This window comes from Chromobacterium haemolyticum DSM 19808 (genome assembly GCF_000711885.1).
In the GTDB taxonomy this organism is placed as follows: domain Bacteria; phylum Pseudomonadota; class Gammaproteobacteria; order Burkholderiales; family Chromobacteriaceae; genus Chromobacterium; species Chromobacterium haemolyticum.
Genome location: NZ_JONK01000001.1, coordinates 431,764 through 452,774 on the forward strand (window position 1 = coordinate 431,764; position 21,011 = coordinate 452,774).

Annotated in this window: 18 protein-coding genes; 15 read left to right on the forward strand and 3 right to left on the reverse strand. The window is 61.2% G+C overall.

Annotation, left to right across the window (positions count from 1 at the left end; translation table 11 throughout):
• Positions 1–494 precede the first annotated feature (494 nt).
• Positions 495–2,132 carry a methyl-accepting chemotaxis protein gene (locus BR71_RS01930; RefSeq protein ID WP_043631790.1) on the forward strand — a complete coding sequence of 546 codons (1,638 nt, stop codon included), beginning with the start codon at positions 495–497 and terminating at the stop codon, positions 2,130–2,132.
• A 154-nt stretch (positions 2,133–2,286) separates the two neighbouring features.
• Positions 2,287–3,606, forward strand: a complete 1,320-nt coding sequence (locus BR71_RS01935) for a glycosyltransferase (protein ID WP_052370260.1) — start codon at positions 2,287–2,289, stop codon at positions 3,604–3,606.
• A 207-nt stretch (positions 3,607–3,813) separates the two neighbouring features.
• Here the strand turns inward: BR71_RS01935 and BR71_RS01940 are convergent, their stop codons facing one another.
• Positions 3,814–4,374 (reverse strand): C40 family peptidase, encoded by a 561-nt coding sequence (locus BR71_RS01940; protein ID WP_019102279.1) that lies wholly within the window; start codon positions 4,372–4,374, stop codon positions 3,814–3,816.
• Positions 4,371–6,281 (reverse strand): ATP-binding cassette domain-containing protein, encoded by a 1,911-nt coding sequence (locus BR71_RS01945; RefSeq protein WP_043631800.1) that lies wholly within the window; start codon positions 6,279–6,281, stop codon positions 4,371–4,373. The genes BR71_RS01940 and BR71_RS01945 overlap by 4 nt, the downstream gene beginning before the upstream one ends.
• A 123-nt stretch (positions 6,282–6,404) precedes the next feature.
• Between BR71_RS01945 and BR71_RS01950 the strand changes: the two genes are divergently transcribed.
• The 7 genes from BR71_RS01950 (at position 6,405) to BR71_RS01980 (ending at position 12,110) form a co-directional block, all read left to right on the forward strand.
• Positions 6,405–6,758, forward strand: a complete 354-nt coding sequence (locus tag BR71_RS01950; protein ID WP_019102281.1) for a hypothetical protein — start codon at positions 6,405–6,407, stop codon at positions 6,756–6,758.
• A 3-nt stretch (positions 6,759–6,761) separates the two neighbouring features.
• Complete coding sequence (locus BR71_RS01955) at positions 6,762–7,205, forward strand: protein YgfX (RefSeq protein WP_043631807.1); 444 nt, start codon at positions 6,762–6,764, stop codon at positions 7,203–7,205.
• Complete coding sequence (gene folC, locus BR71_RS01960) at positions 7,202–8,470, forward strand: bifunctional tetrahydrofolate synthase/dihydrofolate synthase (RefSeq protein WP_043631810.1); 1,269 nt, start codon at positions 7,202–7,204, stop codon at positions 8,468–8,470. The genes BR71_RS01955 and folC overlap by 4 nt, the downstream gene beginning before the upstream one ends.
• A gap of 7 nt (positions 8,471–8,477) precedes the next feature.
• On the forward strand, positions 8,478–9,299 hold the full coding sequence (locus BR71_RS01965; RefSeq protein ID WP_043631814.1) for an SPOR domain-containing protein: 822 nt from the start codon (positions 8,478–8,480) through the stop codon (positions 9,297–9,299).
• A gap of 5 nt (positions 9,300–9,304) precedes the next feature.
• Positions 9,305–9,799, forward strand: a complete 495-nt coding sequence (locus BR71_RS01970) for a CvpA family protein (RefSeq protein WP_019102285.1) — start codon at positions 9,305–9,307, stop codon at positions 9,797–9,799.
• Positions 9,800–9,905: 106 nt separating this feature from the next.
• Positions 9,906–11,441: an amidophosphoribosyltransferase gene (gene purF / locus BR71_RS01975; protein WP_043631818.1), complete on the forward strand. Its 1,536-nt coding sequence runs from the start codon at positions 9,906–9,908 to the stop codon at positions 11,439–11,441.
• Positions 11,442–11,711: 270 nt separating this feature from the next.
• On the forward strand, positions 11,712–12,110 hold the full coding sequence (locus tag BR71_RS01980; protein WP_043631820.1) for a hypothetical protein: 399 nt from the start codon (positions 11,712–11,714) through the stop codon (positions 12,108–12,110).
• Positions 12,111–12,236: 126 nt separating this feature from the next.
• On the opposite strand, the gene BR71_RS01985 is transcribed toward BR71_RS01980, so the two are convergent.
• On the reverse strand, positions 12,237–12,653 hold the full coding sequence (locus tag BR71_RS01985; RefSeq protein ID WP_196783766.1) for a hypothetical protein: 417 nt from the start codon (positions 12,651–12,653) through the stop codon (positions 12,237–12,239).
• A 201-nt stretch (positions 12,654–12,854) separates the two neighbouring features.
• On the opposite strand from BR71_RS01985, the gene BR71_RS01990 reads away from it, so the two are divergent.
• The 6 genes from BR71_RS01990 (at position 12,855) to BR71_RS02015 (ending at position 20,963) form a co-directional block, all read left to right on the forward strand.
• Positions 12,855–14,474, forward strand: a complete 1,620-nt coding sequence (locus tag BR71_RS01990) for a methyl-accepting chemotaxis protein (RefSeq protein WP_081862508.1) — start codon at positions 12,855–12,857, stop codon at positions 14,472–14,474.
• A gap of 525 nt (positions 14,475–14,999) precedes the next feature.
• On the forward strand, positions 15,000–16,136 hold the full coding sequence (locus tag BR71_RS01995; RefSeq protein WP_162179183.1) for a DUF4158 domain-containing protein: 1,137 nt from the start codon (positions 15,000–15,002) through the stop codon (positions 16,134–16,136).
• Between the two features lie 1,047 nt (positions 16,137–17,183).
• Entirely contained in the window at positions 17,184–18,122 is a 939-nt protein-coding gene (locus tag BR71_RS02000; RefSeq protein ID WP_208854826.1) for a type VI secretion system ImpA family N-terminal domain-containing protein, read from the forward strand.
• A 30-nt stretch (positions 18,123–18,152) separates the two neighbouring features.
• Positions 18,153–18,680, forward strand: a complete 528-nt coding sequence (gene tssB, locus BR71_RS02005) for a type VI secretion system contractile sheath small subunit (RefSeq protein WP_019102291.1) — start codon at positions 18,153–18,155, stop codon at positions 18,678–18,680.
• Entirely contained in the window at positions 18,677–20,188 is a 1,512-nt protein-coding gene (tssC, locus tag BR71_RS02010; RefSeq protein WP_114152925.1) for a type VI secretion system contractile sheath large subunit, read from the forward strand. Before tssB ends, tssC begins: the two co-directional genes overlap by 4 nt.
• A gap of 247 nt (positions 20,189–20,435) precedes the next feature.
• A complete protein-coding gene (locus tag BR71_RS02015) occupies positions 20,436–20,963 on the forward strand; it encodes an Hcp family type VI secretion system effector (RefSeq protein ID WP_039755389.1) in 528 nt (175 codons plus the stop codon).
• Positions 20,964–21,011: the final 48 nt, after the last annotated feature.

Sequence of the window (21,011 nt, forward strand, 5' to 3'; positions counted from 1 at the left end):
TGTTGACGATCGTAAACACGTTATGAGACCCCATGAGGCTGTTTGCCACCCGCCGGGCGTCGGGGATACGCAGGGCCTGAAGATAGATACAGCGGCGATAGGTGTTTTTACGTAAACACCATGGTTTGCCGACGCTTATTTATAAAATATCCTTTAAAAACAAAGCGGGGCCGAGTCGCTTTATCTGGAGAAAAAGCGATTATGCACTTGCTATGTGCAAACTACCAAAGCCCCTCGCATTGATTCGCGTTTAATTGGCGTTATCATCACTTTCCATATTCAGCGCTCGCCGCCGCAACGGGCCGCATGTCCCCGCGCGCCGCCGCCTGTCTATCTTTCCCCGCTCGCTCCGCACCACTTTGCGGCGTCGTCATCGCCTCTTGTCGATTACTGAATGATCCACTGCCTGGACTTGCGGCGCCGGTCCGGCGCGTCCCGGATACACCGCCGGCGGGGAGTTGTTTTTGGAATGAATGTCGAGGGAATGCATCCGTATGAGTGTCTTGAACAAGGACTGGGGCTTGCGGGCCAAACTATCCGCCGCTTTTACTTTGGTGAGCTTGCTGATTGTGGCGGTTTATTCGATCTACGCCTATCGCAGCACCGTGGACTCCGAAATGAAAGGCGTGGATCAGACCTTGCTGACCGCCGCCTACGCGGCGCGCCAGATGGTGGGCGAGAATTTCCACGATCAATTGCCGGACAGCAATCCCAATAGTCAGGTCACCACCAAGCAACTGACCGATTTTGCGAGGGACAGCGGCTTGGCTTACGCGTATTCCACCATTCAGCGCGGGGGCCGCGTGCTGTACACCAGTTCTTCCGCCAGCCCGAACGAGGTGAAGTCCGGCCAGTACCAGCAGTGGTTCCTGGCGGAATACAAGGATGTGCCGGCCGGCCTGGCCGCGGCCTTCAATAGCGGCAGCGTCCAGTACGAGGAGTACCAGGGCGAGTTCGGCCTGTTCCGTTCGGTGTTCGTGCCGTTCACCTCGGCCAGCGGCATGCGCTACGTGGTGGGGGTGGACACCTCCTTGCAAAAAGTGGAGGCCTTGCGCACTCAGGTGTTGTGGCAAAGCGGGGCGGTGGGCCTGGGTCTGTTGCTGATGTCCCAGCTGGTGGCCTTGCTGTTGGCCAATCGCATGGTGCAGCCGGTGAATGAGTTGAACGTGGCCTTGCAACAGCTGGCCGGCGGCGACTGGAACCTGGCGCGCAGCATGCCGGTGCGCAGCCGAGACGAAGTGGGCCGAATCGCGTCTTCATTCAACACCTTCATGGAGGCGCTGCGCCAGCGCCTGCTGGAGATCCGCGGCGAATCCGACGCGGTGCAGAGCGAGTCCCAGCACATAGATCAACTGGTGGGCGGCGTGGCCGCGCGTTCCGGTCAGCAGGCGGAAGACGTGCGCGGCAGCGCGGCGGCGGTGGAAGAGCTGGCGGTGAGCATCGCCCATGTCTCGGAAATCGCCGAGGACGCGGCCAAGCTGATGTCTTCGTTCGAAGGACAGACCCAGACCACGGTGCAATACATTCAGAACGCGGTGGAGGGCATGCGGACGGTGCAGCAGGAAGTGACCCAGCTGGCGGGCAAACTGGATCAACTGGATTCGCGCACCAATGAGATCAATATGATTGTGGCGGTGATCAAGGATATCGCCGATCAAACCAATCTCTTGGCTTTGAACGCGGCGATCGAGGCGGCGCGGGCGGGCGAACAGGGACGCGGTTTCGCGGTGGTGGCCGATGAGGTGCGCAAGCTGTCCGAGCGCACGGCCAATGCGACGGTGGAGATAGGTTCGATGATTGATTCCGTGCAGCAGGATTCCGCTTCCGCCATCTCCGGCATGCGCGCGGCGGTGAACCGCGTGGACGCCAGCGTCAATCACGCCGGCGAGGCCCAGGACACCTTGCAGGGCTTCTCGGTGCAGATTCAAGGCGTGTCGCGCGGCATGGGCGATATCTCCGCGGCGGTGCGCGAGCAGGCCAACGCCTCCCAGCACTTGGCCGGCAGTGTGGAGTCGGTCAGCAGCTCGGCCGAGGAAAACCGGCTTGCGGCGGAAGAAGCGCAGCAAGGCGTGGTCAATCTGTTGGAGCGCGGGGTGTCGCTGCGCGGGGTGGTGCAGCAGTTCACTCTCTAGAACCTGTTTACGATCTACCGCGCGTCGGCGAACTGATGAAAACGGTTTCAGGTCGCCGCCGGCAAGCCAGCCGCCCTCCGGGGCGGTTTTCTTTTTGTTCTTGAAATGACATTGACTTAAAATACCTTGTCGCAATAGCAAAAGGAGGCAGGCGATGAGTCAGGAGCCGCCGCACGCCGGCGCGGATTCGACGCGCGGGCCTTTGATCATCGTGGCCTCCAGCGGCACCGGCGGGGACATGCAGCCTTTCATCGCGCTGGCGCGCGGTTTGAGCGCTCGCGGTCACCGCGCGTTGCTGCTGGCGCCGGCGCTGCAGGAGGAGGCGGTGCGCGCCGCTGGGCTGCCGTATCGGCTGTTCAGCAGCCGCGAACAAGGACAGGCGGTGCTGGACAACCCGGATCTATGGCATGAGCGCAAGGGTTGGGATGTGATCTGGAACGGTTTGATTCCGGACCTGGGCGCTTTGTGCGAGTTGGCGCAAGACCTGCCGGACGCCGAGGATTGCGTGGTGCTGTGCCACCCCCCTCTGGTGCCGATGGCGGCTCTGGCGCGGGCGGCGAGGCCGGGTTTGCGTATCGTGACGGCGTATCTCGCGCCGTCCAATCTATGCAGCCGCCACGATTTGCGCACCATGGGCTCCTTGAGGATTCCCCGCTGCTTGCCGCCGGCCGGGGTTGGCCTGTTGTGGCGGGCGCTGCACCGCTGGTTCAACGCCAGAACGCTGCCCGGCTTGAACGCGGCGCGCGCCCAGCGCGGTTTGCCGGCGGAGCCGCACTTTTTCGAGCATGTGCTGAGGGTGCCCAACGCCTCTGTCAGTCTGTTTCCGCGCTGGTTCGCCGCCATGCAGCCGGACTGGCCGCGTCCATTCTCGCAGGGCGACTTTGTGCTGCCCGCGGCGGCGGAGGCGCCGGGGCTGTCCCGCGAACTGGAGGCCTTTCTTGCCGCTGGCGACCCGCCCATCGTATTCACGCCGGGCACGGGTCATCGGCACGCGGCGGCTTATTTCGCCGCCGCGCTGCAGGCTTTGAAACGGATGGGGCGGCGCGGGCTGTTCATCACCTCGCATGCGGCTCAGTTGCCGCCGGCATTGCCGGAAAGCGTGTTGTGGCAGGCGCACGCGCCTTTCGCCGCGTTGTTGCCGCGGGCGGCGGCGCTGGCGCACCACGGCGGCGTCAGCACGATGGCGGACGCGATGCGCGCCGGGATTCCGCAGTTGATCGTGCCTTACGCCTACGACCAATTCGACAACGGCCAGCGAGCCAAGAGCCTGGGCGTGGCGGAAGTGTTGCCGGCGCGGCGCGTGTCCGCGGGGAGGATGGAGCGCTTGCTGGGCCGGCTGCTGGCGGAGCCGGGCGTGGGCCGAGCCTGCCGTGAGCTGGCCTTGAGAATGGCGGCCGAGGAGGGCGCGACGCGGGCGCTGGATGAGGTGGAGAAGGCCTTGCTGGGGCAAGCGTCCCATTCAACCTGCTCATAACGAGCCGTCCGTGGTCACATTTTTCCGCGGCATTGGCCTTATAGAGCCCGTTCAAAGCCTCTCGAGCAAGAGCGAGACAAGGAGAAAACGGCTGAAGAAGCGGAATGTACATACGGTACATGAGCATTCTGAAGCGGTACTCACTCAAGTACCGCCTGCGTCGGCGCGCCTTGCCTCAGCCGTAAAGCTGATTTTTGTTAGCCGCTCTTAGCTGAACAGCGTGCGCGCGCCTTCGTAACGGGCCGCGAAATAACTGTTGTCCAGCCGCGCCACGCGGATGGAGCTATTGGTGCGCGGCGCGTGCACGAACTTGCCGTCGCCTATGAAGATGCCCATGTGGGAGAACGGGCGGTTCATGGTGTTGAAGAACACCAGGTCTCCTACCCGCATCCGGCTGTCCGGGATGGGGCGCGCCACGCTGGCGATTTCGGCGGCGGTGCGCGGCAGCGTGACGCCGACGGCGTTCTGGTAGATGTAGCCGACCATGCCGCTGCAATCCAAACCGGCCTCGGGATTGGTGCCGCCGAACTTGTAGTCCAGGCCCAGCAGGCCCAGCGTGTAGATCAGGATTTCCCGGCTGGCGCCGTCGGCTTTCAATCCGGAGAGGCTGAGGTCGCCGGAGGGGCGGGGTTTTCGGCCGCCCGCCACCTTGGAGGGCGTGGTGCCGCAGGCGGCGAGCAAGCCGGCCAGCGACAGCAGCGCGGCGCCGCGCAGCAGCGCGCGCCGGTCCAGCGGCGAAGAAGGCGAAGGCGGCAGGGTTTTGCTCATTGTTGCTTTGACTCCAGTTCTTCCCAGCGCGCCAGCTTGTCCATCAGCAATTCGTCGATTTCCTCCACCCGGCGCTGCCAGGCGATGGCCTCCTTTGGCGTGTCGCGGTAGCAGTTGGGGTCCAGCAATTGCTGATTCAGGCTGGCTTGCTCGGTTTCCAGCGCGGCGATCTCGTCCGGCAGCGCGGCGAGCTCTCGCGTCTCATTGTAGGACAGTTTATTGCGCGCGGATTTGGGCTTGTCCTTGGCCTTTTCCTGCGGAGCGGCGGCTTCCCGGGGCTTTTCCGTGGGTTTCATCGCCGCCATGCGCGCCTTGGTGTCGATCCAGTCCTGGTAACCGCCTGGATATTCTTCCAGCCGGCCGTTGCCTTCGAAGGCGATCACCTGGGTGACCACGTTGTCGAGGAAAGCCCGGTCGTGGCTGACCAGGAACACGGTTCCCGAATATTGAGCGATCACGTCTTCCAGAAGTTCCAGCGTGTCGATATCCAGGTCGTTGGTGGGCTCGTCCAGCACCAGCACATTGGCCGGGCGGGTGAACAGCCGGGCCAGCAACAGGCGGTTGCGTTCGCCGCCGGACAGAGAGCGCACCGGGCTGCGCGCGCGTTGCGGCGAGAACAGGAAGTCTTCCAGATAGCTCATCACGTGTTTCTTCACGCCGCCGACTTCCACGAAGTCGTTGCCCTGGCTGATGATGTCGGCCACGCTGCTGTCTTCGTCCAGTTGCTCGCGGAACTGGTCGAAATAGGCGATTTCCAGCTTGCTGCCTTGCTTGACGCTGCCGCTGTCCGCGTCCAGCTGGCCCAGAATCAGTTTGAGCAGCGTGGTTTTGCCGGCGCCGTTGGGGCCGATCAGGCCGATCTTGTCGCCGCGCAGGATGCGGGTGGTGAAGTCGCGGATCAGGGTTTTGCCCTCAAATCCCTTGCTGACGTGCTCCAGCTCCGCCACCAGCTTGCCGGAGCGCTCACCGGCGTTAAGCTGAAAGTTGACTTGGCCAACACGCTCCCGCCGCGCCGAACGCTCGCGGCGAATGGCTTCCAGCCGGCGCACGCGGCCTTCGTTGCGGGTGCGGCGCGCCTCGATGCCCTTGCGGATCCACACTTCTTCCTGGGCATGGAATTTGTCGAAGATGCGGTTCTGCTCTTCCTCTATGGCCAGTTCTTCCGCCTTGCGCACATGGTAGCTGGAGAAGCTGCCCGGATAGCTGCGCAGAATGCCGCGGTCCAGCTCCACGATGCGGGTGGCGACGTTGTCCAGGAAGCGGCGGTCGTGGGTGATCAGCAGCACGCTGCCGCCATAGCTCTTGATCAGGGTTTCCAGCCATTCGATGGCGGATACGTCCAGGTGGTTGGTGGGCTCGTCCAGCAGCAGCACGTCCGGCTTGGCGGCCAGCGCGCGCGCCAAAGCCACGCGTTTTTTCCAGCCGCCGGACAGTTCACTGATCCGCGCGTCCGGGTTCAGGTTCAGATGCGAGAGCGTGGAGGAGATCAGCGCGTCGAACTGCCAGCCGCCGCGGGCTTCCAGTTCGTGCTGGATATGCTCCATCCGCGTCAGCGCCTGTTCGTGGTCCGCGTCCGCCTGGGTCAGTTGATGGGTGACCTGATGGTATTCGGTGAGCAGGCTTTTCAAGTCGCCCAGGCCTTCGGCCACGGCTTCGAACACCGTGTGCTCCGGGGCCAGTTCCGGCTCTTGCGGCACATAGGCTACCTTGACGTCGCCCTTGATGTTGACGCGGCCGTCGTCCAGCGCCACCGCGCCGGCCACGCTTTTGAGCAGCGAGGACTTGCCGGCGCCGTTGCGGCCGATCAAGCCGACCACTTCGCCCGGCTCCAGCGCAAAATCGACGTTATCCAGCAATGCGTGGTGACCAAAAGCCAGGCAGGCTTTTTCGACGGTAATCAGAGCCATGGTGCGTGTTGTTTTCTGTATGGAAAAATGCACGGATTGTAACATGCCGGTCACGCTTCCACGCTTAGCGCCGCGCGGTTTGTGCTGTTACAATGCCGGCCAAACTTGAATGAAAGGCATGCTATGTACTTCGTTGACCGCTCGGTGGCCGTGATCAAACCGAAACAACCGTTCCTGGATTGGCTGAACCAGGCCCCGGACAACGACATGGATCTGGCGCTGGACAGCCTGCGCACCGACTGCACTGTGATCCTGCTGCCGGAGTTCGACGAGCCGGAAGAGGGCGTCGCCTACATCGACGAAATCTATGAACAATTGTTCAAGATGGAACTGGCGTCCTGGTACGAGGACGAAGAAACATGGCCCAAGGATCTGTCCTTGAAGGCCTTCTGGGAGTGGTTCGACGTGGAGATCCATTCCACGGTGATAGACAGCGTGGACGCCGATATCAGCAACAACCCGGCGCTGGATCTCTAAGCAATGAGCCGGCGGCAGCGGCTGGAGCCTTTCGGCTTCGAGTTGAGGCCCTCCCGCCTCTGGCTGTCGCTGGCGGCCGCCGCCGGCGCGCTGCTGGCCTGGGCGGTGGTCCGCTATCTGCCGACGCCCTGGCTGGCCTTGCTGCCGGTTGCGGCCTTTTTGCTCTGGCGGGCCTTGCACGCCGACGGCTGGGGCGACGCCGCCCGTTTCAGACGGCTGGAAGTGGACAGCCTGGGCCGTTTGACCTTATGGCGCGAGTCCGCGCTGCCGGCTAGCCCGCTGGACGACTGCTTCGTCACTCCGTGGCTGACGGTGTTGAATGTGAGCATAGGCGGCCGCCGGCGCGCATTGATGTTGTGGCCGGATTCGGCGCCGGCGGACGGCCGCCGCCGCTTGCGGACTTATTTGCTGTGGTTTCAAGCCTCGGACGATACTGAGACGAAATGACTGGACACAAGACTCTGGCCGAGTGGCTGAGCTGGCAGGAAAGCCTGCACGCCACCGCCATCGATATGGGCCTGGCCCGCGTGGAGCGGGTGCGCGCCGCGATGAAACTGCAACCGTCGTGCCCTGTGGTGATGGTGGCCGGCACCAACGGCAAGGGCTCGGTCTGCGCGATGCTGTCCGCGATGCTACGTTGCGCCGGCTTCAAGGTGGGTACTTACACTTCTCCCCATATCCTGCGCTACAACGAGCGCATCGCCATTGATCTGGCCCCGGCCAGCGACGAGCGCATTGTCGCCAGCTTCGAGGCGATAGACGCCGCGCGCGGCGACACCTCCCTGACGTATTTCGAGTTCGGCACCCTGGCGGCGGTGCACAGCTTCGTTGCGGAAAAGGTGGATGTGATCGTGCTGGAAGTGGGGCTGGGCGGACGCCTGGACGCGGTCAACATTTTCGAGCCGGACGTGTCGGTGGTGGTCAGCGTGGATATCGATCACCAAGCCATCCTGGGCGACAACCGCGAGGATATCGGCTTCGAGAAGGCCGGCATCTACCGGGCCGGCAAGCCGGCCCTGTGCGCGGACCCGAATCCGCCGCGGCGTCTGATCGAGCACGCACGGGCCATCGGCGCGGATTTGAAGCTGTACGGGCCGGATTTCGGCTATCAGCGCATGGACAACCAGTGGTCCTTCCACATGGGCGACGCCCACCGCCACGCCTTGCCTCTGCCGGCCTTGCGCGGCGGTTATCAGATGATCAACGCCTCCGCCGCGCTGGCGGCCCTGGAGTGCTTGAAGCCTCGTCTGCCGGTGAGCCTGGGCGCGGTTAAGCGCGGTTTGCTGGAGGTGGAGTGGCCGGGCCGCTTCCAGGTGCTGCCGGGGCGACCGGCGGTAGTGCTGGACGTGGGCCACAATCCGCACGCGGTCAAGGCGATGACGGCCAGCCTGAAACAGCTGCCGTTCGCCCGCAACCGGCTGGCGGTGTTCTCCATGCTGGAGGACAAGGATCTGGAGCAGGTGGCGTCTTTGGCGCGGGAGGAGTTCGACGCTTGGTTCGTCGGCGGCCTCGACATGCCGCGCGGGCAGAGCGGCGAGCGCATCGCCGCCAGGCTGGCGGAAATGGGCATCGCGCGGGTGCAATCCTTCGCCACGGTGGCGCAAGCTTGGTCGGCGGCCTTATCGCAGGCGGAGGAGAGTGATAGAATTGTCGTTTTTGGTTCCTTCCACACCGTTGCCGAGGTGATGGAAGCCCGGCAACACCCGGCTTGAGGAAAGCATGGCTTTATCCACACACGAGGAGTTGATCCTGTTGCGCAAGCGCGCCAGACGCCGTCTGGTGGGCGCTGTGGTATTGGTTACCGTCGCCACCGTCGTTTTGTGGAATGTAGTGGGCCGCCTGCCCGAGCAGCAGATGAAGCCGGAATCCATAGAAGTGCTGGGCGCGGGCGCTTCCGCGCCGGCGGCCAATCACGCCGAAGCGCCTGCGGGCGCCGTGCCGCCGCCGGCCCAGCCGGCCTCCGCGGCGCTGGCCGAAGTCTCGCCCGCGTCCAAGCCAGGCGCCACCGAACTGGCGGCCAACCTGTCTTCCGTGACGCCGGCCATGCCGGCGGTGCAACCCGCCCCAGCGGCGAAGCCCGAGCCCAAGCCGGAAGTCAAAGCCGAGCCGAAAGCGGAAGCCAAGCCCAAACCCGAACACAAGCCGGAGCCAAAACCGGCCAAGCCCGAAGCCAAGCCCGAGCATAAAAAGCCTGAGATCAAGCTGGATGAAAAGCCGGCGCGCAAGCCGGACCCGGCGGCCATCCTTGAGGGTCGCTTCGACTCGCTGGACAAGCCCGCGGCGAAGAAAGAGGAGCCCTCCGCCAAGAGCGAGGGCAAATCGGTCATCCAGTTGGCGGCGCTATCGGACCCGGAAAAGGCCGACGCCTTGAAATCCAAGTTGTCGTCGATAGGCGTGTCCGCCCATTTCAGCAAGGTGCAGACCAGCAAGGGCGAAGTGACCCGAGTGCGGGTGGGGCCGTTCAACAGCCGCGCCGAGGCGCAAGCCACTTTGCAGAAGCTGGCCAAGGCCGGCGTTAACGGCATTATCGTGACCAAGTAGCCGTCATGACCATCTTCGACTATATTGCCATCGCCATCATCGCCGGCTCCATCCTGGTGGCGATGATGCGCGGCTTGGTGGCCGAAGTGCTGTCGCTGGGCTCCTGGCTGATCGCTTTCTGGTGCGCCAAGCAGTTTTCGCCTGTGGTGTCGGCGTTTTTGCCCGGCGAACTCAGTTCGGAAGGCTTGCGGCTGGTGGCGGGTTTCGTAGCGGTGTTTTTCCTGGCCTGGCTGGCCACGGCCTTGCTGCGGGTCACGCTGACCGGCATGCTGGACAGTGTGGGCCTGGGCGGGATCAATCGATTGTTTGGGGCGGTGTTCGGCCTGGCTCGCGGGCTGGTGCTGGTGACGGCCCTGGTTTTGGTGGGCGGCTTGAGCGATCTGCCGCGACAACCCATGTGGAGGAATGCCGTGCTCTCGGCGCCATTTGAATCGGTGGCCTTATCATTAAGGCCCTGGTTACCGGCGATGCTGGCCGATAACCTCCACTACACCGGGTAGCTGGTGAACAAGGCGGAATATCTTGATATCTTCACTTCAAGATTCCGCCTTTTTCTTTGTCTTGTTTTTTTGTCCGTTTCTTTAGTTGTAGGGAAGAGAGCAAAAGATGTGTGGAATTCTAGGCGTGGTCGGTCAGGCTCCGGTCAACCAGTTGCTGTATGACGGTTTGCAGGTGCTGCAACATCGAGGTCAGGACGCCGCCGGCATCGTGACCACCAATGGCAAGACCTTTCACATGCACAAGGGCAGCGGCATGGTGCGAGATGTGTTCCGCACCCGCAATATGCGCTCCCTGCTGGGCACCGCCGGCATCGCCCACGTGCGCTATCCCACAGCGGGCTCCGCCTCCTGCCTGGCCGAGGCGCAGCCGTTCTACGTCAATTCGCCGTTTGGCATTGTGCTGGCGCACAACGGCAACCTGACCAATACCGAAGAGCTCAAAGCGGACATGTTCCGCCACGATCTGCGCCACATCAACACCAACTCCGACTCCGAGGTGCTGTTGAACGTGTTCGCTCACGAGCTAACCCAGCGGCTCAGCGGCAACGAGTTGAACGTGGACGCGGTGTTCGGCGCCATCGGAGCGGTGCATCGCCGCGTGCGCGGCGCCTATGCGGTGGTGGCGATGATCGCCGGTTACGGCCTGGTGGCCTTCCGCGATCCCAACGGCATCCGCCCGCTGGTGATAGGCACTTGCGTCAACAACGGCAAGACCGAATACATGTTCGCGTCCGAGTCCGTGGCGCTGGACTGTTCCGGTTTCAACCTGCTGCGCGACGTGCAGCCGGGCGAGGGCGTGTTCGTCGGCTTCGACGGCGAATTCCACGCCCGTAGCTGCGCCAGCGACACCCGCCACGCGCCTTGCCTGTTCGAATACGTGTACTTCGCGCGGCCGGATTCGGTGATTGACGGCGCCTCGGTTTACCAGGCGCGCATCGTGATGGGCGAGAAGCTGGCGGAGAAAATCCGCCGCGCCTTGCCGGAACTGGACATCGACGTGGTCATGCCCATCCCGGACACCAGTCGCCCCAGCGCTTTGCAGTTGGCCAACCACCTGGGCCTGCCGTACCGCGAAGGCTTCATCAAGAACCGCTATATCGGCCGCACCTTCATCATGCCGGGCCAGGCGGTGCGCAAGAAATCGGTACGTCAGAAGCTCAATCCGGTGGCCTGCGAGTTCAAGGGCCGCAACGTGCTGCTGGTGGACGACTCCATCGTGCGCGGCACCACCTCCAAGGAAATCGTGCAGATGGCGCGCGACGCCGGCGCCAAGAAAGTGTATTTCGCCTCGGCCGCCCCGGCGGTGCGTTTCCCCAACGTCTACGGCATCGATATGCCGACTCGCGCGGAACTGCTGGCAACGGGCCGCAACGAGGCCGAAATCGCGGAAGAAATCGGCGCCGATGCGGTGATCTATCAGGATTTGTCCGCGCTGGAAGAGGCGGTCAGCAGCGTCAATCCCAAGCTGAGCAGCTACGAAACCTCCTGCTTCAACGGCGAGTACATTACCGGCGATATCACGCCGGCCTATCTGGACGCGATCGAGGCCGATCGGCTGGACGGCAAGGCGGGAGCGGAGCGGAGCGGCAGCGAGCAGATGATTGACTTGAACCTGAACGTGGCCGAGCAGAATTTAATGTAATAGGGATTCAATTTCCGAATGGCGGCGGGCATTGCCCGCCGCTTTTTTGTTTGTCGCCGCGACGCAATTTGGCGACAGCCACGCTGACATTGCCTGAGTCTTGCGGTATTTCGCTTGCCAAACCCGTTTCCCATATTGAATATTTGATGCCATAAGCCGATAAAAACCCGGCGTGATAAAGCGGATGCGTAAACTGGTCTAAATTAATATGTATTTAAAACTGTTTACTTGTTAGTCTGCCTTTGACGCGCCTGATATTGAGGAGTGGATATGGATGACATTCTGGAGATGCTGGTTGCGCGGCAAGCCGCGCTGGAGAGAATCATCGAAGGCCTGGTGCTGACCATGAGCCAAAGCGGCGCCATCAAGTTGCAGGACTACCTGAAAATAGGGCAGCTGATGCGGCTGAACAGCGCGGTCACGGATTCCATCGACGTGGCCGACAGCCTGCGCCGCATCAACGCGCGCTTGCAAACGCATGCTCAGGGCGGGCTGGATTCGATGAACGCCTTGCTGAGGGAGACCATGCTGTTCGCCCAGGCCGCGCCGCCGCAGCGCGACGCGCTGCAACAGGGGCTGGGCGTGAAGGCGTCGCTGGAAATCAGCGCTCAGTTGGAAGAACTATTGCAGCGGCGCGCCAGGCGGCCGCGAAAATCGACTCGGGCCTAGCGCCGCGTCAAACCCGATCTATCGGAACCTGTTTACGATCTGCCGTGCGTTGTGAAACGTGGCGCGCGTCGTTCTCTCAGCCGTTTTCGCCTTGTCTCGGCTTGGCACGAAAAATCGTAAACCGTTCTAGGGGAAACGCGTTGCCGGCGCGTCTCCCGCCGGGGCCAAGCGCAGATAAGAAGCGCGAGACGGATCATGGCGGTCCACCATGATTTCCACTTTCTCGCCTGCTCGCGGCATATTGCCCAAGTCTATCAGTTGTTCAATCGTCAGTTCCCGGCTAAAGCCGTCCTGCCATACTTTCAATTCCAAACGCATCATAGGCACTTGGTTGACCAGCAAGCCGGTTTGGCGGATCGACAGCACGTCGGCATTGAGCCGGATACCGTCTTTCACGCTTTCGCGCTGCCATGGACCGGGCAGGCCGCGCAGTTGCGAGGTCCAGTCGAAAGAACGAAACAGCAGAAAGCCGGTGATGGCCAGCGACAGCACAGTCACTCCTATAGATAGGAGTACGGAAAAACGGATCCAGGATTCAAACATTCGGTTCTCCCTTGAGGCCATGTGTCCGGGTGAAACTGACTATATTAATCACTATTGGTGGGGTGAGATTGGTTGGCATGGACAGAAGTTCCCAAATGCATGAATCCGCGTTACCCGTCGGTTTGCCGGCTCAATCGCCTATAGTGATCGCATGGAAGCCGTCCATCCTGGCATGCGCGGTAAAAACAGAGGAGAGCGTTGATGACGATTGTGCAAAGAATAGTAATGCTGCTGTCGGCCAGCTTGCTGGCGGTGCTGACTGTAGGCGGCTACGGCCTGTGGGAACAACAACAGGCCAAGCATCGTTTCGACGATGCCTTGGGCAATCTGATTCCCAGCGTGCGAGACCTGAACAAGGCGACTAGCGGCTTCATCGATATGCGTAGCGGGATTATCCGCCATGTATTGGCCAGCCGGCCGGAAGACAAGCGGGCGGCCGAGGACATGGTCAAGCAAGCAGACCAGGTACTGGACAGCGCCTTCGACACTTACGGCAAGAGCAATGTTTACGATGAGCGCGACCGCAAACTGCTGGATGAAGACCTTCGCACCTTGGCGCAACTGCGAGAAGGCAGGCAGAAATTATTCGCCATCTCCAATACCAATGATATCGCCGCGACCAATAAGGAGTTCATCAGCGGAGCGATAGGGGTGAGCACCAAAGCGTTTCGCAAAGCGATTGACGCGCACGTTGCCTTCAATATGCAAGTGGCCGCCGAAATCCAGAAGGCGAACGAAGCCGCCTCTGAGCGCACTCTCTGGATGATGGCCGGTTTCATTGCGCTCGTGGTGGCGCTGGTGGCCTTGTTGGGCGGTCAGGTGCTCTCGGTGATCCGCCGCGGCCTGGCGCAGATACAAGACACCATCCAACAGGTCAGCGCACAGCTGGATTTCACCCGTCGCGCTCCGGTGGCGCGCATGGATGAGATCGGCGTAACCGCCAGCGCCTTCAATGATTTGCTGGGCCGCTTGCAGCAAAATCTCGGCGCCATTCTGTCAGGCGCCCAGGAGGTGGCCGGCGCTTCTCAGGCGCTGAACCAGACTGCCGAGCAAGTGGCCACGGCGGCAGCGTCCCAAAGCAGCTCTTCGGCTAATGTGGCGGCCACCATCGAACAGATGACGGTCAGCGTCAACCATGTGGCCGACCGCGCACAGGAAACCCATAGCTTGGCCAGCTCCGCCGGCACCATGGCGATGGAGGGCTCCACCACCATCAGCCAGACCATCAACGATATCCGTCAAATCTCTCGGGCGGTGGATGAAGCCGCCGGCAGCATTCGCGAACTGGAAAAATTCAGCGGCCAGGTCAATGCCGTGGTCAGTGTGATCAAGGACATTGCCGATCAGACCAATCTGTTGGCGCTGAACGCGTCTATAGAGGCGGCGCGCGCCGGCGAGATGGGGCGCGGCTTCGCGGTTGTGGCGGACGAGGTGCGCATGCTGGCGGAGCGCACCACCAGTTCCACTCAGGAAATTTCCAGCACCTTGTCGGCGATGCAGGAGCGCTCGCGCCAAGCCAGCACCCAGATGCAAACCGCGGAAGATCTTGTGAAAAACAGTGTGGAGAGGGCGGATGACGCGGATACCGCCATCCGTCAGATAGGGGGCGCAACCGGCGACACCGTGCGCATGGTGAGCGAGATTTCCGCGGCGATCAAGGAGCAGGGCAGCGCAACCAACAATATCGCGGTGCAGGTGGAAAGCATTGCCCAGATGTCGGAGGAAGCCAGCTCAGCGGCACAGGAAACCGCTAGCAGCGCGCAGCAACTGGACCGGTTGGCCAAGGAACAGATTGCCACCCTATCGCAATACCGCTTGTGAGATGCCTGACTCGGCGTTAAAACCGCCAGTCGCACAGCCCGCCGCCGGCGGGTTTTTTCATGGCCTGGCGCTGTTCGGTTAAACCCAATGTCATTTTGTTCATGAATAAATAAGTGTCGAATGATTAATACATATCTCGCCATAAGAAAATGGCATAAGTTTGGGAACTCCGCCCGATACTAGCTATCACAAATGTTTGCTTACCATAGAAGAAAGCATATCTTCAAAATGTTTTAATTAGCCCTTTCGTCGCTGGCGTCATGCCCGCGACGGCGGGCGGTAAGAACCTGTTCAAAGGCCCGCAAGCTAGCGCGAGACAAGGCGGAACGGATGAGAATGCGGAGCGTACATCAAGATGCATGAGCATTTCGAAGCGGTTTTTACCGCCGTATCGCAGACGCGCAGCAGGCTTTGAACAGGTTCTAAGGGCTCCATACCGCCGCCAGAGCGGGGAGCATGGTGACACCGCCGGCGGGCTGCCTGTCCGGCGCAGCACACATTGGCCAAGGCCAGGGGAAGAGAATCATGCCAAGACGTCCGTTGCTCTCGCCATTGGAGCGCGCCAGCTTGCTGGAGCCTCCAGAGGACGAATACGAGCTAAATCAGTTAACCGCTTTCAGCGAACAGGATTTCGCCTTGATCCAGCAGCACCGCGGTAGCGCCAATCGGCTGGGGGTGGCTGTACTGCTGTGCTATCTGCGCCACCCGGGCATCGCTTTGGACGAGGGCTGCCAGCCGGCTCCCCGGCTATTGCGGCGGGTGGCGGCCGCATTGGGGGCGAAGGAGTCGGACTGGGATCGCTACGCCACCCGCGATCAAACCCGGCGCGAACATCTGGTCAAGCTTTACGCTTATCTGGGCTTGAGACCTTACCGAGCCGAGGACGGCCAGGCGGCATTGCGCCATCTGACCAGGCTGGCCAATCAAACCGACCAGGCGTTGACCTTGGCGCAGGCGATGGTGTCCTGGTTGCGCGAGCGCCGCATTGTTTTGCCGAGCATCGGGGTGATAGACCGCAGTTGCGCGGCCGCGCTGACCTTGGGCTCGCGTCAAGTCTACGCTCGGCTTAACGACGCTTTGAGCGCCGGCCAGCGCGAACGGCTGGATGCTTTGCTGGAGTTGAGGGAGGGCGGAAAGCTGACGACATTGGCCTGGCTGCGGCTGAATTCTGAGCGCGCGCGCGGCGCCGCGCCGCAACTGGAGCGCTTAAGGGTGGTGGAAGCCTTGGCCTTGCCTTCGAATTTGACTCAGTTGGTGGGGCCGAGACGGATGCTGGAGTGGGCGCGCTCGGGCGACGGCATGAGTTGTCATGACCTGGCCGAGCTTGAGCCGCAGCGGCGCATGGCCATGCTGGTGGCCATTGTTTTGCAGGCGCGCGCGGCTTTGCTGCGGATGCTGCAGAATCTGGAAAAGCTGAAGGCGATAGATGCCTTATCGCTGCCTACGGGCTTGCAGAACCTGGTGTCGCAACAGCGAATGGGCAAGCTGGCGGCGGAAGGGCGGCAAATGAAACCCAAAGATCTGGCTAAGCTGGAGCCGCGCCGGCGCATGGCCACTTTGCTGGCTTTGGTACTGGAACTACGCGCGGCTCTGGTCAAGGAAATTCTCGATCTGCGTGAGCGCTTGGTGGGCAAGTCGCTGGAGGCCGGCGAGTTTGCTTGAAAAAACGTGATCGCGTGCTGGATTAGGTCTGAACGCAAATCTAATAGGCGATTGCTGGCAATAATAAACCCCGTCAATGACGGGGTTTATTATTTTGATCGCCGGCAAGAATTTTAATAAAAATATCTAAACACTTTCAAAATTAAACAATCGTTTATTTTATTGCGCAAGATTAGGGATAACCCTAATCTTGTTTTTGATTTATGCCGATAAGGCCTTAAGACGTGCCCAATCATCTAAATATGCTAACGTGCAAAAATGGCGCCATTCCCAGTCGATGGGTTTTGTGTATCAAATGCAACAATGTTTGACCGGAATGTGAATTTGCACCTTGCGCTTTTGAGCGGGGCACAAGCTGGGGTACATCGATTTTTTAAGTATTGGCTTAATAAAACCGAAATGCGAGGCAAGTTTTCAGCAATTCGTGAGTTTATGCCAATTTACACTAAGTAAATCATAATATAAAAAACTTTTCTCAAAATTATACTAATAAGTATGTATTTTTCACATTGCCCAAGGCGGTCTCACCATTTTTTAGAGGGCCCGCAATACGGATGAAGATAAAGGCCGAGGCTATGCGGGCCGGCACGCAAGCATGCCGGGCCCGCGCAAGCGCGCGTCCGCCTTCCTCCGAAGAAAGTGCAAATAAAATCCGCAGCTTGTGAACGAGGCGTATGTTTTTAAAGCCTCATTGAAAATAGACTGCGATTAAACTTTTCGCAGCATTCCTGTCTTGTCTTTTTTGTCTCCCGCCACCCCTTCGGCAAGCCTTGTCTTCAAGGGTCCGCTAAGCCATTCGCTGATGGCACGCATGCGCGTCTGTCATGAAAAGCGTGGCATGCATTTGTATTGCCGTGCGATTTTTTTCCATTTCCCCTCTGTTTTTCCGCAAGCCAATCGTTGGCCTTTTTGTTTGGACAGGCTCAAGCGTTTGCTTATAACTTTGTTCTAGAGTTTTTGAGAAAGAGGGCCAGGTATTTATCGGCGCCTTATTCAAAATATTGAGACTGCCCTATGCAGGGCAGCAGCCGGGATCAAACTTTCGCCATGAACGCTGAAACCATGAGTTACGCCATCGCTGATATCGCCTTGCCGGAAAGTCCAGTCTTGGACGAGTTGGATTTCGACGCCGATTTTGCCCGCGTCGACGCCGCGATCTGCGAATACGACGCGGTGGGCCACGTTCCTCTGCGCAAGGGCGCGGAACCCTTCCACTGGACCAGCGTGGAAAGCGCGTGCCGCACTTTGCTGAGCAAGGCGGCCGATGTGCGGGTAGGGGTGTGGCTGCTGCGCGCGGCGGTGGCTCAGAGAGGGCTGGCCGGCGCGGCGGAAGGCTTGGCGGCGTTGGGAGCGATAGCGGCGCAGCCGCTGGAAAATATCCGCCCGGCCGGTCAGCCGGACGCGCCGGCGGGCGAAACCCATGCCTTACATCTGGCCTGGCTGTGCGGGCCGGCCTTCCTGCATCAACTGGCGCACAGCCGACTAAGCGCGGACAGCGAGGTCAGCGTCGGTCAATTGACCAAGGACCCCGCCGCAGCCGGGCCGGCGGCGCGGGAGCGGGCGCTGCGGGACCTGTCCCGGCTGCGCGCCGGCCTGGCGGGCTTGACTGCGCTGAGCGAGAGCGAAGGTTTTGCCGAGCAGTTTGACTGCGCCGGTCTGATCGCCTTGCTGGACGAGCTGGAAGCCGCGCTGACGCCGACGCTAGCCGCGCCCCCCGATGAGGCGCCCGCCTTGAGCGAGGCGGCCCCGGCGGCGGCAAGGGCGCTGCCCGCCGGCGCCTTAAAGAGCCGGGAGGAGGTGGCGGCGGCGCTGGACTTGATCGTCGCGTATTTCCGCGAACACGAGCCAGGACATCCGGCGCCGATTTTTTTGCTGCGCGCCAAGAGGATGTTGGGCGCGGGTTTTGAGGAGTTGATGGCGGAGTTGTTCGCCGAATCGGATGCGCTGGTGGCGAAATTGGATCGCCCCCGGTCTTCACAAGGGTAGTCAACCAATATCAGGGAAAGGACATATGCCATGGCGCGACAGAAGGATGCGCAGAAGTTCATCGGGGAAAGCCGTGCGCCCCGCGTGCAAATCGAATACGACGTGGAAGTTTACGGTTCGCAGAAAAAAGTGGAGCTGCCCTTTGTGGCCGGGGTGTTGGCGGACTTGTCCGGCGACAACACCGAGCCGCTGGGCGCGGTAGAAGACCGTCGTTTTACCGAAATCGACGTGGAGAACTTCGACCTGCGGATGGCGCAGATTGCGCCGGAACTCAGCTACCACGTGAAGAACGTGATCACCGACGACGGAACCTTGATCCCGATCGACTTGAGCTTCGATTCCATGGAGTCTTTCGAGCCGGCCGAAGTGGTGAAAAAGATCCCTGAACTGGCGGTGTTGTTGGATGCGCGCAGCCAGTTGAAGGAATTGTTGACCTATATGGACGGCAAGGTGGCGGCCGAAGAGTTGATCGAGCAGCTGCTGAAAGATCTGCATTTGCCCGCGGACGACGCCGCCGCGCCGGGCGACGCGGTCCAAGCCGACGGGGAGGCGAAATGAGCACCCACGCCGAGATGCTGGCGCCGGCCGCGGCCGGGCAGACCGAAACGACGGTAGACGACGGATTGAAGGACATCCTGCGCCGTTCTTTCCGACCGCGCACCAATGAAGCCGCCGAAGCGGTGCAAAGCGCGGTACAGACCTTGCTGGCCTATGCGCGCCGCAGCCGGGTGGTGGTGCGCGAAGACGTGGCGCAGACGGTGGAGCAACTGGTGGCCGAACTGGATCGGAAGATCTCGGAACAGCTCACCCTGGTATTGCACAACGAGCATTTCCAGAAGCTGGAAGGCGCCTGGCGCGGCCTGCATTACCTGGTGTCCAACACCGACACCACGGAGAACCTGAAAATCCGCTACCTGAACGTGTCGAAGAAAGAGCTGGGCAAGACCCTGCGCCGTTATAAGGGCGTGGTGTGGGACCAAAGCCCGATCTTCAAGATGATCTACGAGCAGGAGTACGGGCAGTTCGGCGGCGAGCCCTTCGGCTGCCTGGTTGGCGACTACCACTTCGACCACAGCGCTCAGGATGTGGCCTTGCTGACCGAGATGTCCAAGATCGCCGCCGCCGCGCACACGCCCTTCATCTCCGCCGCCGCGCCCAGCTTGCTGCAAATGGACGACTGGAGCGAATTGGGCAATCCGCGGGACGTGTCCAAGATCTTCACCTCCACCGAATACGCCTTCTGGCGCCGGCTGCGCGAAAGCAACGACTCGCGTTACCTGGCGCTGACCCTGCCGCGCTTCCTGGCGAGGGTGCCCTACGGGCCCAAGACCCAGCCGATAGAGGAGTTCGGTTTCGAGGAGAAGGTGGATCCCAACCGCGCCAGCGATTTTTGCTGGGCCAACTCCGCTTACGCAATGGCGGCCAACATCACCCGCGCCTTCAGCACCTACGGCTGGTGCACCAAGATCCGCGGCGTGGAGTCCGGCGGCGCGGTGGAAGTGTTGCCCAAGTTCGTGCTGCCGTCGCAGGACAAGGAAGTGGAGCTGCATTGCCCCACCGAGATCGCCATCTCCGACCGCCGCGAACATGAGTTGTCCGAATCCGGCCTGATGCCTCTGGTTTACCGCAAGAACTCGGACATGGCCGCCTTCATCGGCGCCAAGACCGTGCACCGTCCGGCGGTGTACGAGGACGACGACGCCACCGCCAACGCCAATCTGTCCTCGCGCTTGCCCTACATCTTCGCCACCTGCCGTTTCGCCCATTACCTCAAGTGCATCGTGCGCGACAAGATCGGTTCCTTCAAATCGCGGGAAGACACTCAGCGCTGGCTCAACGACTGGCTGATGAACTACGTGGACGGGGACCCTAGCATTTCCAGCGAGATCACCAAATCCAAGCGTCCCTTGTCCGCGGCCGAGGTGCTGGTGGATGAACTACCGGACAACCCGGGTTATTACCGCGCTCAGTTCTTCCTGCGGCCGCACTTTCAGCTGGAAGGTTTGACCGTGTCGCTGCGGCTGGTTTCCAAACTGCCGTCGGCCAAGCAGGAGGGCGCCCGCTGAGAAGCCGCTTCAGGTTCGCCGCGTGTTGGTGAAGCCGCGTTGGAAGCCGTTTCCAAAGGCTCAAGCGTCGCTCGCGCATTGCGTTTTTTCAAGCGTTTTCGGCTCGTTTCTCCCCAGCTTTCGAAGCTGTGAGCGGGGTTTGACGGCGGCCGGTTTGGCGCGGGGCGGGAACGACCTGAGTCGCCCCGGCGCTTGCATTCCATTTCAGGTCTGACATGTCCATCACTTTTTTTCGGAGTATCGCAACATGGCAAATGCATTGGTTGACTACTTTCTACAGATTGAAGGAGTCGAAGGAGAATCAACTGACCAGCAGTACTCGGGCCTGATCCAGATCCAAAGCTGGCAATGGGCCGAGGAGAACTCGGGTAAATGGGGCTTCGGCAGCGGCGGCGGCGCCGGCAAGGTGGAAATGAAAGACTTCGAGTTCCGCATGGTTTCGAACAAGGCCTCGCCCAAGCTGTTCCTGATGTGCGCCACCGGCGAGCACATCCCGCGCGCCAAGTTGATCTGCCGCAAGTCCGGCAACGGGCAGCAGGACTTCATGATCATCACCTTCGCCAGCGGCCTGGTGTCCTCGTTCCGCACGCTGGGCAATATGCCCTACGCCATCATGGGCCACGGCAGCGGCGATGTGGAAAGCGTGCTCCCCACCGACGAGATCAAGATCAACTTCGCCAAGATCGAGTTCGAATATCGCGAACAGCGTAACGACGGAACCATGGGCGCGGTGATCAAGGCCGGTTACGACCTGAAGCTGAACGCCGCGGTTTAAGCCATTTGAGCCGGGTCTTTCCGGCCTTCTTCTCTATCACTATCGGGA

Bases quoted from the DNA above. Each gene is read 5' to 3' on its own strand.
- BR71_RS01930 (WP_043631790.1), top strand. From the start codon at position 495: ATGAGTGTCTTGAACAAGGACTGGGGCTTGCGGGCCAAACTATCCGCC.
- BR71_RS01935 (WP_052370260.1), top strand. From the start codon at position 2,287: ATGAGTCAGGAGCCGCCGCACGCCGGCGCGGATTCGACGCGCGGGCCT.
- BR71_RS01940 (WP_019102279.1), bottom strand. From the start codon at position 4,374: ATGAGCAAAACCCTGCCGCCTTCGCCTTCTTCGCCGCTGGACCGGCGC.
- BR71_RS01945 (WP_043631800.1), bottom strand. From the start codon at position 6,281: ATGGCTCTGATTACCGTCGAAAAAGCCTGCCTGGCTTTTGGTCACCAC.
- BR71_RS01950 (WP_019102281.1), top strand. From the start codon at position 6,405: ATGTACTTCGTTGACCGCTCGGTGGCCGTGATCAAACCGAAACAACCG.
- BR71_RS01955 (WP_043631807.1), top strand. From the start codon at position 6,762: ATGAGCCGGCGGCAGCGGCTGGAGCCTTTCGGCTTCGAGTTGAGGCCC.
- folC (WP_043631810.1), top strand. From the start codon at position 7,202: ATGACTGGACACAAGACTCTGGCCGAGTGGCTGAGCTGGCAGGAAAGC.
- BR71_RS01965 (WP_043631814.1), top strand. From the start codon at position 8,478: ATGGCTTTATCCACACACGAGGAGTTGATCCTGTTGCGCAAGCGCGCC.
- BR71_RS01970 (WP_019102285.1), top strand. From the start codon at position 9,305: ATGACCATCTTCGACTATATTGCCATCGCCATCATCGCCGGCTCCATC.
- purF (WP_043631818.1), top strand. From the start codon at position 9,906: ATGTGTGGAATTCTAGGCGTGGTCGGTCAGGCTCCGGTCAACCAGTTG.
- BR71_RS01980 (WP_043631820.1), top strand. From the start codon at position 11,712: ATGGATGACATTCTGGAGATGCTGGTTGCGCGGCAAGCCGCGCTGGAG.
- BR71_RS01985 (WP_196783766.1), bottom strand. From the start codon at position 12,653: ATGTTTGAATCCTGGATCCGTTTTTCCGTACTCCTATCTATAGGAGTG.
- BR71_RS01990 (WP_081862508.1), top strand. From the start codon at position 12,855: ATGACGATTGTGCAAAGAATAGTAATGCTGCTGTCGGCCAGCTTGCTG.
- BR71_RS01995 (WP_162179183.1), top strand. From the start codon at position 15,000: ATGCCAAGACGTCCGTTGCTCTCGCCATTGGAGCGCGCCAGCTTGCTG.
- BR71_RS02000 (WP_208854826.1), top strand. From the start codon at position 17,184: ATGAACGCTGAAACCATGAGTTACGCCATCGCTGATATCGCCTTGCCG.
- tssB (WP_019102291.1), top strand. From the start codon at position 18,153: ATGGCGCGACAGAAGGATGCGCAGAAGTTCATCGGGGAAAGCCGTGCG.
- tssC (WP_114152925.1), top strand. From the start codon at position 18,677: ATGAGCACCCACGCCGAGATGCTGGCGCCGGCCGCGGCCGGGCAGACC.
- BR71_RS02015 (WP_039755389.1), top strand. From the start codon at position 20,436: ATGGCAAATGCATTGGTTGACTACTTTCTACAGATTGAAGGAGTCGAA.